We start from the raw sequence: 15,458 nt of genomic DNA on the forward strand, positions 1-15,458 counted from the left end.
ACGCCTTTTTATTCGTCACCCAGGCGTAGGGCTACCGATCCGATGCCGGTAGCGACCTTCTAAGCCTATCGGCGTCTCGCTCATATGCTCGCAAGGGAATAGGCTTGATACGTGGTCTTTTCATGGTTCGGTCTTCGCAAGCGACGTGTCGTTGCCCCTACCCTCAAACCTCGTCAAGAGAAGGTTGAGCGTGAAGACAAGGTAGATCTCTCAGATATGACCCCTGATGTGGTGCCATATTTGGGGCAGGTTGCTTATTTTGAACTCGCTGTCTTCGAATCTCTCACCCGCGCTGTGACCGCAGCTCCCAACCTAGAAGCTAAAGAGGGACTCAGCGCTGCAGCGGGAGAGGTTTTAGCTAAACACCACGGTTTGGTTGCTGAACTTCGCAAGAAGAAAGTTGACCCAGCAGTGGCTATGGCACCCTTTGCTCCAGCCATTGACACCTTTGAAGAACTCACCTCAGGCCGTAACTGGTATGAAATGTTGCTGGGTGTGTATCTCACCGCGGGTTTCCTCGACGACTTCTTTGTTCGTCTTGTGAGTGGTCTACCTAAAGCACTTCGTCCTTGTGTTGAGGAGATTCTTGAAACCGATCGAACTGCTGATGTGATTGTGAATCTGCTCAAAGAAGGGATTGCTGCTGATCCCAAACTTGCATCACAGTTGGCACTGTGGGGACGTCGCCTAGTTGGTGATACTCAGCTTGTGGCGCGCTCAGCACTGCAACTTTCTGGCAACCACGATGACGACGAACAGCGCCTAGAGCCAGTCTTTACTGACCTCATTGCCGCGCACTCGCGCCGCATGGACGAATTAGGCCTGACAGCCTAAGAAAAGTTGGCGTTAGCCGACGAAGCCGACTCGGCGGGACTGGTCAGAACCCACCTCAACAAAAGCAATGTTTGCTGATGAGACGAGGTAAACCTTGCCCTTCTCATCAGAAAGCTTGAGCAGGGGAGTCTTGCCGGTGAGAGCATCTGCAACGAGTGCTTCAACCTCTGCAACAGAAGAGCTGGTCTCCAAGCCAATTTCGCGGGAAGTGTTGATCATGCCGATGCGAATTTCCATGAGAAGACCTTTCTGGTATCGAACAAGCCAACACTATGACATAAGCAGTGTGTGCCCAAGCTGGAAGGGCCTGCTTTCGCCAACAGAGTAACTGTCACAACATTATTTGGGCCCGTAAGATAAGCGTTATGGCAACAGCTTCCGCTCATCAGGGCGGCATACTTTCCGGTTTGCGAGTGCTTGATTTCTCTCGAGTACTCGCTGGCCCCTATGCCACGATGACCTTGGCAGATTTTGGTGCCGATGTCATCAAAGTAGAAAGCGACAGCGGGGATGACACCAGGGCGTGGTTGCCTCCAGCCGACGAGCAAGGTGTCTCCACCTATTTTTCGAGCGTGAACCGCAACAAGCGTTCTGTTGTGATCGATTTACGTAGCGAAGAAGGTCGTGCTCACGTCACTGAACTTCTTGCCATGGCGGATGTTGTGATTGAAAATTTCCGCCCCGGTGTGATGACCAAATTGGGGTTTGATTTTGAACAGGCAAAAAAAATAAACCCAGGAATTATTTACTGCTCCATTACTGGTTTTGGAAGCGGCAAAGGGGCCTCCCTTGCGGGATATGACCTGCTCGTCCAAGCAGTTGGTGGCCTGATGAGCATTACTGGCCCACAGGATGGAGGGCCCACCAAGGTTGGTGTTGCGCTTGTGGACATCCTGACTGGCATGAATGCCGTTCAGGGAATTTTGCTCGCGCTCAAGGCCCGCGATGATGCTCCTGCGGAAAGTTGGAGTGGCCAACTTGTCGAGGTTGATCTGCTGACCAGTTTGCTCAGTGCCCTCACGAATCAAGCTGGTGCGGCACTCAATGCAGGAGTAACTCCACAACGCCTCGGCAATGCACATCCCAGCATTGCCCCGTATGAACTCTTCGATGCCGAGGATCGTCCACTTTTGATTGCTGTGGGTAACGATAGGCAGTTCCAGACCCTCGTGAGTTTGTTGGGCCGCGAGGAACTGTCTACAGATCATCGCTTCGCTGATAACCCCAGTCGCGCAACACATCGAATTGAGTTGCGCAAAGAACTCGAAAAGGTCTTAGTTACAGAACCCGGATCGCACTGGGTTGCGCTGCTCAGCGGGGAAGGAGTTCCTGCTGGTTTGGTCAACACCATTCCTGAGGCCTTCGACTTTGCCAATGATCTGGGGCTCAAAGCTGTAGTGGACATCGCCTACCCCCAGGGTTCCCACAGCACAAAACAAGTGACTAACCCCATTCATATTCCAGGTCGTGAAGCGACCTACAGGCTTGCTCCACCAGCATTGGGAGAGCATAGTGAAAAGGTCGGTTGGCTTTCGTCAATCGATACACAGTAAGGAAATCAGATGAGCACCGCTAAATATCCTGACGTATCTCTCGCTGATGAGGTCTTTGACTTCCACGCGCTGCTGAGCCCAGAAGAAAAAGAGTGGGCAATGAAGGCCCGTGACTTTGCTCAGACAGAAATCCGTCCCGTGATTGAGGACGATTTCGATAAGAAGTATTTCCGCAAGGAACTCATTCCCCTCATTGCTCAGCAAGGCTTCCTCGGAATGCACATCAAAGGCTATGGCTGCGCCGGTGCTTCCGCGGTCAGCTACGGACTTGTGTGTCTTGAGATGGAAGCGGTTGACAGTGGATGGCGAACTTTTGTTTCGGTCCAAGGTTCGCTTGCTATGTCGGCTATTTCGAAATATGGCACCGAAGAACAGAAGAATTACTGGCTGCCACAAATGGCCAAGGGTGAGAAGCTGGGTTGCTTTGGTCTGACCGAGCCCCACGGCGGTAGTGATCCTGCAAACATGAAAACCACAGCAGTGCTCGAAGGAGACACCTGGGTTCTCAATGGAGCTAAGCGCTGGATTGGTTTAGCCACCCTGGCTGATTTGTGCATCGTGTGGGCCATGACCGATGAGGGGGTTCGAGGATTTATAGTTCCCACTGACACCCCCGGATTCGTCGCAACCGCCATTGATGGCAAACTCGCTATGCGTGCCTCAATTCAATGCGATATCGAATTGACTGATGTCCGCCTCCCTGCTGACGCAATTCTGCCGGGAGCACAGGGATTGTCTGGACCCTTTGGATGCCTGAACGAAGCCCGCTACGGCATCATCTGGGGTGCCATGGGAGCAGCCCGCGCCTGTCTAGACGCCGCTATCTCCCGCTCGAAAGAGCGTGAAGTCTTTGGCAAAGCTATTGGTTCTTTCCAGATCACTCAAGCCAAGTTGGCAGATATGACTCTCGAATACGAGAAGGGTGTTCTGCTCGCACTGCACATTGGCCGTCAGAAGGATGCGGGAACCTTGAACCTCGCACAAATTAGTGTGGGCAAACTCAATAGCGTCAGAGAAGCACTCAAGATTGCCCGCGAAGCTCGCACGATTCTTGGTGGCGATGGCATCACTGGCGAATTCCCTGTGATGCGACACATGGCCAACCTTGAGGCTGTGCGCACCTATGAGGGCACGGATGAAATTCACCAGCTGGTGATTGGTCGTGCTCTGACAAGGTTGAACGCGTTTAGCTAACCCCAGAGTTCTGAGCTGAAGCCACCCAGGTTTTATAGGCCTGGGTAGTCTTCGTTGTAAGCGTTGATGACATCCATGATGGGACCATCGAGTTTGAGAGTGCCCTTGTCGAGGTAGAGGCCTCGGGTACAAAAACGTTTGAGGTCGCCTTCGTTGTGAGAGACAAAGAACAGGGTGCGGCCTTCTCCCAGCATTTCTTCGATGCGGCGGTAACACTTGTTCCGGAAAGACTTATCTCCCACGGCCAGGACCTCATCGACGAGAAGAACAGGTTCTTCCAAGCTGGTGACCACAGAGAATGCCAGGCGCACCTTCATGCCGCTAGAGAGGTGCTTGTAGGGGGTGTCGAGGAAGTCTTCGATTTCTGCAAAGTCGATGATGTCATCAAACTTTGCTGCAACCTGTTCCCGAGTCATGCCGTGCAGTCCCGCGGTGAGGTAGACGTTATCGCGCACGGTGAGGTCGTCGACAAACCCACCAGTGATTTCAATCAGCGGGGCAACACCAGCGTGAACTTGTACGTGTCCTTCATCGGGAATGAGCACGTTGGCAACTAACTTCAACAAAGTTGATTTACCTTGACCGTTTCGACCCACCACACCGATGGCTTCACCTGGGGCAACAGTGAATGACACATTGCGCAGTGCCCAAAACTCATTGGGTTTGGAACGTCGCGTTTTGGAGCCAAACAAATCTTTGAGGGAGCGGCGTCCTTTGTGGTTGCGGCGGAAACGAATTCCAGCATTTTCCACCGTGATGACAGAAGGAGAGCTCATTAGATCTCCTTCAATACAGAGCGCTCAGCACGGGAGAACACCCAGATGCCCAGGCCAAGAATAATCACCGACATTGCCGCAGAGATTCCCACAACGCTCCAGTTGAGCTCTTCAGGGAAGAAGGCAGCCCGGTATAGGTCAAAAATTCCCGCAAGTGGGTTGAATGCCATCCATGGCTGCACTGCGGCAGGCAAATCACTAAATGCATAGATGATGGGGGAGGCATAGAACAGGAAACGGAGAAACAGTTTGATGACCCGTTCCAAATCCCTAAAAAACACAACAAGCGGAGCAACAATCAAGCCAATTCCAAAGGTGAGGATTGCTTGAATAAGAATCGCCAGTGGGAAAAAGACCACTTCCCAGCCCAGCTGTGCACCGGCGACAACGGCAAAGATTGCGAGGACCGGGAGGGATAACAGAAATTCGGTTCCCTTACCCAGCACAATGCTGGCAACCCAAATGCTGCGCGGGATAGCAGTGGAACGGACCAGTTTTGCTGATTTGATAAATGCTCTCGTGGAGTCTGAAACCGCACTGTTGAACCACATCCAGGGCAGTAACCCTGCCAGCAAGAAGACGATGTAGGGCTCTGTGCCGGCAGCGCGCTGGAAAACCTGGGTGAAAATAAACCAATAGATTCCGCTCATAATCAGCGGATCAAGAATGGACCAGAGATAACCCAGAGCACTTGTCGAGTATCGAACCTTAAGGTCACGACGAGTCAACAGCCACAGTGCGTGTCGATAGCGCGCAAAAGCAGACCGTTGATACGGCGACTGTTCTATAGGTGCGCTCACGACTTAGAGCCTACGGCTTAGGCGCAGGTTAGACGAAGAGGTTGGCGCGCTCTAGATCCTCTGCAAAGTCAATTTCGACTGCGTAGAGGTCAGAGATGTCCATGGGCTCAACAAGGAGGCGATCCTTTTCGATAGCCAGTTCAAGTCCACGCTCAAAATAGTCCTGGTCGTTGACCTTGGTGAGGTGGTGCAGCAGAACGGGCTTGTCCTTTGCAGAGATGTAGTTGATACCGACGGCTTCTCCGAGACCATTCTTGACGGTCTTAGATAACTCGTTGATGTAGCCCTCAGCTGTGGTGGTGTACTTGACCTCTTCGTCGGAGACGGAAGAAGTGTTCACCGACACAAAAGACTGGTCGCGCACAATGAGTTCAGACGCACGCACGAGAGCAGCTGGATCGAAAACAACGTCGCCGTTCATCCACAGCACGCCACCGTTGCTAGATGCACGCAGAGCACGCATGAGGGACTTCGAGGTGTTGGTGGTGTCGTATTGCTCGTTGTAGACGAAGTTCACGTCAGGGAAAGCCTCGATGATGTGCTCAAGCTTGTAACCAACAACAACAGTGATGTGTGCGTCGTTCCCAAAAGCGTGACGAATGTTTTCCATCTGCTGCTGCATGATGGTGCGGCCGTCGCTGAGTTCAGTCAGCGGCTTAGGCAGCGAGCGGCCAAGACGGCTACCCATGCCAGCGGCAAGAATTACTACCTGTGTAGTCACGATAAAGCTCCTTGTGTGGTGTCAGATGCACCAGAAGAACAAGAGAAACGGGCATCAGAAAATGTCGATGAGAACGACACCCCGTTATGTCTCCTTTAGTTTACCCGCCGTTCATGCGAAAAAGCCAGAAGTTAAGCCCGCTTGTTGCCTTTTCGTGACACTTTTCACAGGGTTCACTCAGGAGGCTTCCGCCTCATAGAATTGGCATATGAGCTCGACATTTCCTGACGGCACACCCTTGGAGACCGGTGGTGGCACGGCCACCCTTGACCGTGAACTCGAAGAGCTGCTGCGTAACGAGCAATTGGATGAAGGCGATCACGATCGTTTCGCTCATTATGTGAAGAAGAACGACATCATGAAGTCCGCCCTCTCAGGAAAGCCAGTTCGCGCACTGTGTGGAAAAAAATGGACGCCTGGACGCGACCCAGAGAAGTTCCCCGTGTGCCAAACCTGCAAAGAGATTTACGAAAAGCTCAAAGATGACTAGCGGCCGGTTCAACCGCAATGCACCTATCGGCATTTTTGACTCTGGTGTGGGCGGCCTCACAGTAGCGAGGGCCATTCGTGATTCACTCCCACACGAATCAATCACCTACATCGGCGACACCGCCCATTCGCCTTACGGCACCAAAAGCATCGCTGATGTGCGCACCTACGCACTCGATGTCATGGACGGGCTGGTCGAGCAGGGTGTCAAAATGCTTGTCATTGCGTGTAATACAGCCAGCGCGGCCATGCTGCGTGATGCACGCGAACGCTACGACGTACCCGTGGTTGAAGTTATTCAGCCCGCTGTTCGTGGAGCGCTCGCTGCCACACGAAACAACCGCATTGGTGTGATTGGCACAACAGCAACCATCACCTCCAGGGCATACAACGATGCCTTTGCTGCCGCTCCCCATTTGGAACTCTTCACTCAGGCAGCCCCCAAATTTGTGGAATTTGTCGAAGCAGGACAAACCAGCGGGGCAGATGTCCTGAGAGTTGCAAGGGAATACCTGCAGCCCTTAATCACCGCCAACATTGACACCCTTGTACTCGGCTGCACACACTACCCCTTCCTTCGAGGAGCAATCTCTTACGTCATGGGAGATCATGTTCGACTGGTCTCCAGTGATAACGAAACAGCCAAGGACGTCTACCGGGAATTGGTCACCAGAGAATTAGACCGCATCGATCCCACTGCGCCCACCTACATTTATGAAGCAACTGGCGATAACACAGCTGAGTTTCTTCGCTTATCGTCACTCTTTTTGGGTCCCCAGGTTGTTTCTGTGGATTACACCCCAACTGGGGCTATCAATCTTCCCCTCAACTAAAGGAATCTATGTCTGAGAACATCACCCGTGCTGACGGCCGTGCCGTCGACCAACTTCGTGAGATCACCATCGAGCGTGGCTGGAGTGAACAAGCAGAAGGCTCAGCACTGATTTCCTTTGGAAAAACCAAGGTTCTGTGCACCGCCTCATTCACCAGTGGTGTTCCCCGCTGGATGACAGGATCCGGTAAAGGCTGGGTGACAGCCGAATATGCGATGATTCCACGCTCAACCAACTCACGCATGGATCGTGAAGCAGTCAAAGGCAAGATTGGTGGGCGCACCCACGAAATCTCTCGCCTCATCGGCCGCTCACTGCGCGCAGTGGTCAACACCAAAGCACTCGGTGAAAACACCATCGTGATCGACTGTGATGTTCTCCAAGCTGATGGGGGAACCCGAACCGCTGCAATCACCGGCGCCTATGTTGCGCTCGCCGAGGCTATTGCGTGGGGTAAATCACAAAAACTCATTCCAGCCTCTGCAGAACCACTGATCGACAGTGTTTCGGCCGTATCGGTCGGAATTATTGACGGTGTGCCCATGCTAGATCTTGCCTATGTTGAGGATGTCCGCGCGGAGACCGACATGAATGTCGTTGTCACCGGTCGCGGACTCTTTGTTGAAGTTCAAGGAACTGCTGAGGGCGCTCCTTTCGACCGCAACGAGCTGAACTCGTTGCTGGATCTCGCCGTTGCTGGGGCACAAGACCTCACCAACTTCCAGCGACAAGCACTTGCCTAGCTCATGAACACCTTCGTGTTGGCTACCCACAATCTGCACAAGATTGAGGAATTCAATGCCATCCTGGGCTCACTTGTTCCCGGCATTACGGTGATTGGCTATGACGGGCCTGAGCCCATCGAAGATGGTGTGAGCTTTGCCGAGAACGCGCTTATTAAAGCGCGTGCAGCGGCCGCTCACACAGGACTACCGTCCCTCTCGGATGACTCCGGTATCTGTGTCGATGTTTTAGGCGGTGCCCCAGGAATCTTTTCTGCCCGCTGGGCAGGATCTGCCAAAGACAATGCTGCGAATGTTCAACTCCTACTGGATCAACTCAGTGATGTCAGAGATGAAGACCGCAGTGCGCACTTCCAATGCACCATTGCTGTGGTGAACCCTGTGACCAATGAGGAATATGTGGTCGAGGGGAAGTGGCCAGGGAGAATTGCCCGTGAGGTTCACGGAGTAAACGGTTTTGGTTATGACCCCATTTTTATCCCTGAAGGATACGAAGTCACTGCAGCAATTTTGGATCCCGATGAGAAGAATCAATTAAGCCATCGTTCTCGCGCTTTACGGGCCTTGGCTGACAGACTGAGCTCATGACTGATCTAGCAGGTAAGCGTATTCTCGTCACCGGTGGAACCGGTGCGCTCGGCTCCCGTATTGCGCGTCAACTTTCTGGAGCTGGTGCTCAGGTTGTTCTCACGGGACGTAACGGCGCAAAGCTCCAGGAACTTGGTATCTCGAGCGAGCTCTTCACGCTTGATCTGGCGCTGCCCGGGGCAGCGGAATCCCTGGTGAATACAGTCACCTCTGCAGGCCAGCTGGATGGAATTGTGATTGCTCACGGCTTGGTAGCGTTTGGACCTGTTTCCGAACTCGAGGTGGGAACACTGAGCACCCTGGTTGCTGTGAATGAGACCAGCGCAATTGAGCTTATTCGAGCAGCTATCCCCGCCTTAGTTTCTGCCAAGGCAGCTGGGAGCGATCCTTTCATTGTCACCATCTCTGGAGTGATTGCAGATATGCCTACGGCCGGTATGGCCGCATATGGTGCCAGCAAAGCAGGATTAAAGGCCTTTGTCAGCGCAGCACAGCGAGAATTACGTCGTGAAGGTATTCGCATTGTTGACACGCGTCCGCCTCACACCGAGACAGGTCTTGCCACCCGAGCAATCGCCGGTGTTGCACCGACAATGCCAGAGGGACTCTCACCAGATGCTGTTGCAACTCGTATTGTCACCGCGATTACAGCAGATGAAAAGGATGTCCCCGCGGACGCTTTCAGCTAAAAGGTTGTTTTCAGCTGTCCCACAACTTTGCCGCCGCCATAAACCTCGGTGTGCAAGCGTGGGGTGAGTGCATCAAGAGCGCTTTGTTCGAGAGCACCCGCACGCATCAGAGCCTGTAGGGCAACAATAGGTGCTGTGCGCAGGTTTCCATCAAGAATCTTCGTCGCCACTGTTGTTCCATCTGGTGTGGAAACAAGGAACACACCTTCGTAACCTGACTTCGCGGCAAAGCCGAGTTCTTCCATGATGAGTGTGTCAGGCTCACCGTGGTCTCCGACAACCCACGGGTGCTCGATCATTGAAGAGAACAGTTTCTGTGCAGAGGAAGCGATGTTCATTGGAGCGGTTTCATTCGCCGAACGCATCCTGGCCACACCACGAGCAAGGGCAACCAAGGGCATGGCGTGGACGGGAGCACCACAACCGTCAACGGCGGTGGCTGGAACAGTCTCACCCGTGAGGTATTCCACCGCTTCCAGAATGCGGAGTTGAAGAGGGTGGCTTGGATCGGTGTAGTTGTCAGTAGGCCAGCCTTCGGCCTGGCACGCCAGCAACATCGCCGCGTGCTTACCTGAACAGCAGTGATAAATCGGAAGAGCCGATCCATCAGCTTTGTAAACCTGCTTAAGCATCTCTTTGTTGACTGGCCATTCTGTGGCACAACGCAGATCAGCTTCAGTGAAACCGCCCAGGCTCAATACTTCACGCACCATCTCCACATGTGCTGCCGAACCAGTGTGGCTAGAAGTGGCTAGAGCGGTGTGCTCGGGAGAGAGATTAATCCCGGTCGAGAAGATACCCATTGCCTGGAACAACTTCATGGCAGAGCGAGGGAACACAAGCGCAGAGGGGTCGCCTTTACTGAAGATGACATCGCCCTGTGGATTGACCACAACCACGCTTCCTGCGTGACGAGATTCAATGAAGTCGTTACGAACGAGAACGGCTAATTCTTCGGATGTGGCGACGCTGCCAGTTTCTGCCATGAGTATTCCTAGTGCTGTCCAATAAAGGAAGGGGTCACCAGTATCTGGTGACCCCTCACAATCTACTTGTTATTTAAAGCGACGCCAGTGCTTCATCGAGGACGCTCAGTGCATCTTCGAGAAGTGCATCACTGGTGGTCACAGCGGGAAGGAAGCGCAGCACGTTGTAGTAGCTTCCTGCACTGAGCAAAAGCAGACCGTTCTGGGCGCCATAGGCAATAACTTTCTTGACTGCATCAGGGTTGGGGTCCTTCGTGCCTGGCTGGACAAGCTCGATAGCGAGCATTGCGCCGCGTCCACGGACATCACCAATCACGGGGTACTTTTCCTGCAGCTGACGCAGGCCACCACCCAGAGTCTTTTCAATGCGCTTGGCTTCAGCAAAGAGTTTTCCGTCTTCGAGCTGTTCGAATACAGATAGTGCTGCTGCACATGCCACAGGGTTACCACCATAGGTTCCACCCATACCGCCCACGTGAACAGAATCCATGATGTCTGCGCGGCCAACGACAGCAGACAGTGGCATTCCGCCAGCAATGCCCTTGGCAACGGTCATCATGTCGGGAATGACGCCCATATTTGTGGTGGCGAAGTAGTCACCGGTTCGAGCAATACCGCTCTGAACTTCATCAGCTACGAAGACAACATTGTTCGCGGTGCACCATTCCTGGATAGCTGCAAGATAGCCATCGGCTGGAACAACGAACCCACCTTCACCTTGAATAGGTTCCATGAAGATACAAGCGAGATCCTCAGCGCCGACAATCTTTTCGAAATAGGAGAGGGTGCGCTTGGCGGCTTCAGCTCCGCTAAGCCCGTCGTGGAAAGGGTAGGAACTGGGAGCTCGGAATACAGAGTTTCCAAGTGGACCAAATCCGGTTCCGTAAGGGGCGTTCTTGAAGTTCATACCCATGGTCAGGTTGGTACGACCGTGGTAGGCGTGGTCGATAACGCCCACACCGTTCTTGCCTGTGAACTTGCGGGCAAACTTGACGGCGTTTTCTACTGCCTCGGCACCAGAGTTGGCAAGCATGACGCGCTTGTCGTGGTTACCGGGAGTGTGCTTGATGAGCTGCTCAGCTACTGCAACATAACCTTCGTAGGGGGTCACGGTGAAGCACAGGTGGGTGTAGTGACCGGCCTGTTCGGCAACTGCCGCAACCACACCATCGTTGCTATGTCCCACGGTGGTCACGCCTATACCTGCTGCAAAGTCGATGAACTGGTTACCGTCCACATCAACCACGATGGAGCCGTGTGCGTTCTCAATGAACACGGGAAGTGCGGCACCCACACCTGCAGAAACAACAGCGTTACGTCGCTTCATCATTTCTTGTGACTTGGGTCCAGGGATTGCAGTGACAACCTTGCGTTCCTGTGTAACAACGGTCGCGGCGGGGGCAGAAGTGTTCGTCATAGTGCAATCCTAACTTCCTCGGCACTGAGGTAAATGGTGGGTGTGGAAGAAAAAAGTCCAGTTTTTCTCTCAGATTTCAAGGATAGTTCGTACCCGAACAATATTGCTACTACGAAAGTGGTGGAAAGATGGAGATTATGCGTCGCGTCCTCATTCTTGGCTCCTCAGGTTCTATCGGAACTCAGGCGTTGGACGTGATTCGTGCCAACCGTGACCGTTTCGAAGTTGTCGGACTTTCCGTTGGGTCAAATCGCGAAGTTCTTCACCACCAAGCCACCGAGTTCGGTGTCAGTAACATTGCCATCGGCCACGAAGAAGCTGAACAACTTGTTCGCAGTCTTGATGCTGATGTCGTCCTCAACGGTATTACCGGATCTGTAGGTCTAGGTCCTACTCTCGCGGCGCTAGAAACAGGGAAAACGCTTGCGCTGGCCAACAAAGAAAGCCTCATTGTCGGTGGCACTCTCGTTACCGACCTCGCCAAGCCAGGCCAGATAGTTCCAGTTGACTCAGAGCATTCCGCAATCGCCCAGGCACTCGTCTCCGGAACGCACGCCGAAGTTCGACGCCTAGTCTTGACCGCTTCCGGTGGCCCTTTCAGGGGACGTAGCCGTGAATCCTTAGTTTCGGTCACGCCCCAGGAAGCCCTTGCTCACCCCACGTGGGATATGGGTCTTGTTGTGACGACGAATTCGTCAACGTTGGTGAATAAAGGTCTTGAGGTTATCGAAGCCCATCTGCTGTTTGACATTCCTTTCGATCGAATAGATGTCACGGTTCACCCACAGTCGATCGTGCACTCCATGGTGGAGTTTGTGGACGGTTCAACCATCGCTCAAGCATCTCCGCCTGATATGCGTCTGCCTATTTCCTTGGGGTTGGACTGGCCACACCGTGTTGCTGGTGTTGGCGAACCTTTGGACTGGACAAAAGCACAATCCTGGACTTTTGAACCGTTAGATGAAGAAGCATTCCCCGCGGTCTGGTTAGCAAAACAGGTTGGAACTGCTGGGTCAACTTTCCCGGCAGTTTTCAATGCCGCTAATGAGCAAGCAGTCATGGCTTTCCACGCAGGCAAAATTGGCTACTTGGATATCCTCACGACGATTCAGCGCGTCGTTGATGAACACACTCCCGCATCCGGGGCACTGACACGTGAAGCAGTCCTTGAAGCAGAGCGCTGGGCTCGTCAGCGTGCTGATGAAGTCATTGGTTCCTGAGGTTGTTCTCGGTTGATTGTCAGACGGTCGGGTTAATCTTTTTCTAATGGATACTTTCTGGCTTTACTTCCTCGGCGTCGTCATCTTTGCAGTTGGACTGGCGGTCTCCATCGGTCTGCATGAAATCGGGCACCTTCTGCCTGCCAAACTCTTTGGCGTGAGGGTAGGCCAGTACATGATTGGCTTCGGTCCCACCCTGTTTTCTCGCAAAGTTGGCGAAACTGAATACGGCCTCAAGGCCATTCCTTTGGGCGGTTACATCTCGATGGCAGGTATGTATCCTCCCGGAGATGAACCCGTAGATTCAAAGAATCGTGTGCGTCGACTGTTTGGAAAGCTCGTTCAGGACGCACGTCAAGCCAGTGATGAATCCATGGTTGATCTGGATAAGTCTCGAGCTTTCTACAACCTTCCCGTCTGGAAACGCATCATCATCATGGTGGGTGGCCCTTTTATGAACCTGGTGCTCGCATTCGTGTTGTTTGCGATCTTGGTGGTTGGATACGGGCAACCAGCCCCCACTACTCAAGTTGCCACCATCACGCAGTGCGTTACAGCTGAGGGTGATCCCGCCGAATGCTCCGACTCAACAGTGGAGGCTCCGGGTGTAACAGCTGGTCTTCAAGCAGGCGACACGATTCTTTCCATCAATGGTCAAAAGGTGACCAACTGGAATGAAGGAACTGAGGTAATTCGCTCTTCTGCCGGCGAAACCCTCACCGTAGTTGTCGACCGAGACGGCCAAGAAGTTTCCCTCAGCGTTGTTCCCGTTCTAGCTGAGCGCACCAAAGTTGATGACCTAGGAAACCCTGTGCTGGATTCCAGTGGGCAACCAGTTGTTGAAGAAGTCGGCTTTGTTGGTATTTCTCCTGACTACGCCATGACACCTGGATCAATTACTGAAGTGTTCCCCATGATGGGTGAAAATATTGCCGGTGTCACCAATATGATTTTGCACCTGCCGCAGCGCATGGTTGATGTAGCAAACGCCGCTTTCGGTCCTGAAGAACGGGACATCAATGGCCCCATCGGCATCGTGGGTGTTGGCCGTGTGGCTGGAGAAGTTGCGAGCACCAACATGGTAGATGACACTGCGAAGGGTGCCACGCTGATCGGTATTTTGGCGTCGTTGAATATTGCCTTGTTTGTCTTCAATATGGTTCCGCTGCTCCCTCTTGATGGCGGCCACATTGCTGGTGCTTTGTATGAAGCAGCACGTCGCAAGATTGCTCAGATACGCAAGCGTCCAGATCCTGGACCCTTCGATACAGCAAAGCTCATGCCCTTGACATTGCTGGTCGTTATCTTGCTGGCATCTATGAGTGCACTCCTGCTTTATGCAGATATCTTCAAGCCGGTGAGCATTTTTGGCTAATGAACTTTCCACTTCACGCGTAAGCTAAAGCCGTGCCTGCTGTAAATCTTGGAATGCCGAAGACTCCTGAAGTTCTTTCGCCACGTCGTAAAACCCGTCAGATCAAAGTTGGAAAAGTCCTGGTCGGTGGAGATGCACCCATTAGCGTGCAGTCGATGTGCACTACCCCCACCACGAACATCAATGCCACTTTGCAGCAGATTGCAGAGCTGACTGCATCCGGCTGTGACATAGTTCGCGTGGCTGTGCCCAGTCGTGACGATGCTGAGGCCCTGCCTATCATCGCCAAGAAGAGCCAGATTCCTGTTATCGCGGATATTCATTTCCAGCCCAACTATGTTTACGCAGCAATCGACGCAGGCTGCGCAGCAGTTCGTGTGAACCCTGGAAACATTCGTAAATTCGATGACCAGGTGGGTGAAATTGCACGCCGTGCCAAAGAAGCCGGCGTGAGCATTCGTATTGGCGTCAACGCGGGCTCTCTTGACCCCCGTCTGCTCGAGAAATATGGCAAAGCCACCCCAGAAGCTCTTGTTGAAAGCGCTGTGTGGGAGGCAAGCCTCTTTGAAGAACATGACTTCCATGACTTCAAAATCTCCGTCAAGCACAACGACCCCGTTGTGATGGTGAAGGCGTATCGCCAGCTCGCTGAACGCGGGGATTGGCCACTGCACCTAGGTGTTACCGAGGCTGGCCCTGCCTTCCAGGGAACCATCAAGTCCGCCACCGCCTTCGGAATTCTCCTGGGTGAGGGAATCGGTGACACCATCCGTGTTTCCCTTTCTGCCCCACCTGCCGAAGAGGTCAAGGTTGGTCTGCAGATTTTGCAGTCCCTGAATCTGCGTGAGCGCAAACTCGAGATTGTTTCGTGCCCCAGTTGTGGACGTGCACAGGTTGACGTGTACAAGCTCGCCAATGACGTCACTGCTGGTCTGGAGGGCATGACAGTTCCACTGCGTGTGGCAGTTATGGGCTGTGTTGTCAACGGACCAGGTGAAGCGCGTGACGCTGACCTTGGTGTTGCATCTGGTAACGGTAAAGGACAGATTTTCGTCAAGGGTGAAGTTGTGAAAACTGTTCCTGAGAGTGAAATTGTTTCCACGCTGATTGAAGAAGCCAACCGCCTTGCTGCAGAAATGCCTGCGGGAGAAATCGGTTCTGTCGAAGTCATTACTCCCTAAGGAATAAGAACATGTCAGGTCCTTTTCTTGTTGCAGCCTTCGTGTTTCTTGTCCTGATG

General features: G+C 53.2%; 17 protein-coding genes. 11 read left to right on the forward strand and 6 right to left on the reverse strand.

All coding sequences use genetic code 11. The features are described from left to right. The first annotated feature begins 111 nt into the window (after positions 1-111). Positions 112-834 (forward strand): ferritin-like fold-containing protein, encoded by a 723-nt coding sequence (locus tag AINA4_RS02455; RefSeq protein ID WP_281787368.1) that lies wholly within the window; start codon positions 112-114, stop codon positions 832-834. A 12-nt stretch (positions 835-846) separates the two neighbouring features. Here AINA4_RS02455 and AINA4_RS02460 read toward each other — a convergent pair whose 3' ends face one another. Continuing rightward, a complete protein-coding gene (locus AINA4_RS02460) occupies positions 847-1,071 on the reverse strand; it encodes a DUF3107 domain-containing protein (protein WP_096381759.1) in 225 nt (74 codons plus the stop codon). Between the two features lie 128 nt (positions 1,072-1,199). Between AINA4_RS02460 and AINA4_RS02465 the strand changes: the two genes are divergently transcribed. Next, the gene (locus AINA4_RS02465) at positions 1,200-2,387 is read left to right on the forward strand and encodes a CoA transferase (RefSeq protein WP_281787369.1); all 1,188 of its coding nucleotides are present in this window, start codon (positions 1,200-1,202) and stop codon (positions 2,385-2,387) included. 9 nt (positions 2,388-2,396) lie between these two features. After that, a complete protein-coding gene (locus AINA4_RS02470; RefSeq protein WP_281787370.1) occupies positions 2,397-3,581 on the forward strand; it encodes an acyl-CoA dehydrogenase family protein in 1,185 nt (394 codons plus the stop codon). A 32-nt stretch (positions 3,582-3,613) separates the two neighbouring features. Here the strand turns inward: AINA4_RS02470 and AINA4_RS02475 are convergent, their stop codons facing one another. The 3 genes from AINA4_RS02475 to AINA4_RS02485 are packed head-to-tail and all read right to left on the reverse strand — an operon-like array spanning position 3,614 to position 5,878. Beyond that, positions 3,614-4,357, reverse strand: a complete 744-nt coding sequence (locus AINA4_RS02475) for an ABC transporter ATP-binding protein (RefSeq protein ID WP_281787371.1) — start codon at positions 4,355-4,357, stop codon at positions 3,614-3,616. Beyond that, the gene (locus AINA4_RS02480) at positions 4,357-5,157 is read right to left on the reverse strand and encodes an ABC transporter permease (protein WP_281787372.1); all 801 of its coding nucleotides are present in this window, start codon (positions 5,155-5,157) and stop codon (positions 4,357-4,359) included. The genes AINA4_RS02475 and AINA4_RS02480 overlap by 1 nt, the downstream gene beginning before the upstream one ends. 28 nt (positions 5,158-5,185) lie before the next feature. Next, positions 5,186-5,878, reverse strand: a complete 693-nt coding sequence (locus AINA4_RS02485) for a phosphocholine cytidylyltransferase family protein (RefSeq protein WP_281787373.1) — start codon at positions 5,876-5,878, stop codon at positions 5,186-5,188. Between the two features lie 208 nt (positions 5,879-6,086). Here AINA4_RS02485 and AINA4_RS02490 point away from each other — a divergent pair, with 208 nt between their 5' ends. From AINA4_RS02490 to AINA4_RS02510, 5 genes are read left to right on the forward strand one after another with little or no spacing between them, the layout of a single operon-like run. Then, positions 6,087-6,368 (forward strand): DUF3039 domain-containing protein, encoded by a 282-nt coding sequence (locus AINA4_RS02490; RefSeq protein ID WP_281641226.1) that lies wholly within the window; start codon positions 6,087-6,089, stop codon positions 6,366-6,368. Then, a complete protein-coding gene (murI, locus tag AINA4_RS02495) occupies positions 6,361-7,200 on the forward strand; it encodes a glutamate racemase (RefSeq protein ID WP_280799107.1) in 840 nt (279 codons plus the stop codon). Before AINA4_RS02490 ends, murI begins: the two co-directional genes overlap by 8 nt. Before the next feature lie 8 nt (positions 7,201-7,208). Continuing rightward, on the forward strand, positions 7,209-7,943 hold the full coding sequence (rph, locus tag AINA4_RS02500) for a ribonuclease PH (RefSeq protein WP_281787374.1): 735 nt from the start codon (positions 7,209-7,211) through the stop codon (positions 7,941-7,943). A 3-nt stretch (positions 7,944-7,946) separates the two neighbouring features. Continuing rightward, positions 7,947-8,531 (forward strand): RdgB/HAM1 family non-canonical purine NTP pyrophosphatase, encoded by a 585-nt coding sequence (gene rdgB / locus AINA4_RS02505; RefSeq protein WP_281787375.1) that lies wholly within the window; start codon positions 7,947-7,949, stop codon positions 8,529-8,531. Beyond that, entirely contained in the window at positions 8,528-9,220 is a 693-nt protein-coding gene (locus AINA4_RS02510) for an SDR family NAD(P)-dependent oxidoreductase (protein ID WP_281787376.1), read from the forward strand. Before rdgB ends, AINA4_RS02510 begins: the two co-directional genes overlap by 4 nt. Here the strand turns inward: AINA4_RS02510 and AINA4_RS02515 are convergent. Further along, positions 9,217-10,206 (reverse strand): asparaginase, encoded by a 990-nt coding sequence (locus tag AINA4_RS02515; protein ID WP_281787377.1) that lies wholly within the window; start codon positions 10,204-10,206, stop codon positions 9,217-9,219. The genes AINA4_RS02510 and AINA4_RS02515 overlap by 4 nt on opposite strands. Positions 10,207-10,279: 73 nt before the next feature. After that, a complete protein-coding gene (gabT, locus tag AINA4_RS02520) occupies positions 10,280-11,623 on the reverse strand; it encodes a 4-aminobutyrate--2-oxoglutarate transaminase (RefSeq protein WP_281787378.1) in 1,344 nt (447 codons plus the stop codon). A gap of 137 nt (positions 11,624-11,760) precedes the next feature. On the opposite strand from gabT, the gene dxr reads away from it, so the two are divergent. From dxr to ispG, 3 genes are read left to right on the forward strand one after another with little or no spacing between them, the layout of a single operon-like run. Continuing rightward, positions 11,761-12,843 carry a 1-deoxy-D-xylulose-5-phosphate reductoisomerase gene (gene dxr, locus AINA4_RS02525; protein ID WP_281787379.1) on the forward strand — a complete coding sequence of 361 codons (1,083 nt, stop codon included), beginning with the start codon at positions 11,761-11,763 and terminating at the stop codon, positions 12,841-12,843. Positions 12,844-12,889: 46 nt separating this feature from the next. After that, complete coding sequence (locus AINA4_RS02530) at positions 12,890-14,218, forward strand: M50 family metallopeptidase (protein WP_281787380.1); 1,329 nt, start codon at positions 12,890-12,892, stop codon at positions 14,216-14,218. Positions 14,219-14,250: 32 nt separating this feature from the next. Then, complete coding sequence (gene ispG / locus AINA4_RS02535) at positions 14,251-15,399, forward strand: flavodoxin-dependent (E)-4-hydroxy-3-methylbut-2-enyl-diphosphate synthase (protein ID WP_281787381.1); 1,149 nt, start codon at positions 14,251-14,253, stop codon at positions 15,397-15,399. Positions 15,400-15,458: the final 59 nt, after the last annotated feature.

It is taken from the genome of Aurantimicrobium sp. INA4, from assembly GCF_027924525.1.
Classification (GTDB): domain Bacteria; phylum Actinomycetota; class Actinomycetes; order Actinomycetales; family Microbacteriaceae; genus Aurantimicrobium.

Coding starts and splice junctions, on each gene's coding strand:
- AINA4_RS02515 (WP_281787377.1), bottom strand. CDS start 10,206: ATGGCAGAAACTGGCAGCGTCGCCACATCCGAAGAATTAGCCGTTCTC.
- rph (WP_281787374.1), top strand. CDS start 7,209: ATGTCTGAGAACATCACCCGTGCTGACGGCCGTGCCGTCGACCAACTT.
- AINA4_RS02510 (WP_281787376.1), top strand. CDS start 8,528: ATGACTGATCTAGCAGGTAAGCGTATTCTCGTCACCGGTGGAACCGGT.
- rdgB (WP_281787375.1), top strand. CDS start 7,947: ATGAACACCTTCGTGTTGGCTACCCACAATCTGCACAAGATTGAGGAA.
- AINA4_RS02470 (WP_281787370.1), top strand. CDS start 2,397: ATGAGCACCGCTAAATATCCTGACGTATCTCTCGCTGATGAGGTCTTT.
- AINA4_RS02475 (WP_281787371.1), bottom strand. CDS start 4,357: ATGAGCTCTCCTTCTGTCATCACGGTGGAAAATGCTGGAATTCGTTTC.
- AINA4_RS02460 (WP_096381759.1), bottom strand. CDS start 1,071: ATGGAAATTCGCATCGGCATGATCAACACTTCCCGCGAAATTGGCTTG.
- dxr (WP_281787379.1), top strand. CDS start 11,761: ATGCGTCGCGTCCTCATTCTTGGCTCCTCAGGTTCTATCGGAACTCAG.
- AINA4_RS02530 (WP_281787380.1), top strand. CDS start 12,890: ATGGATACTTTCTGGCTTTACTTCCTCGGCGTCGTCATCTTTGCAGTT.
- gabT (WP_281787378.1), bottom strand. CDS start 11,623: ATGACGAACACTTCTGCCCCCGCCGCGACCGTTGTTACACAGGAACGC.
- AINA4_RS02465 (WP_281787369.1), top strand. CDS start 1,200: ATGGCAACAGCTTCCGCTCATCAGGGCGGCATACTTTCCGGTTTGCGA.
- AINA4_RS02490 (WP_281641226.1), top strand. CDS start 6,087: ATGAGCTCGACATTTCCTGACGGCACACCCTTGGAGACCGGTGGTGGC.
- murI (WP_280799107.1), top strand. CDS start 6,361: ATGACTAGCGGCCGGTTCAACCGCAATGCACCTATCGGCATTTTTGAC.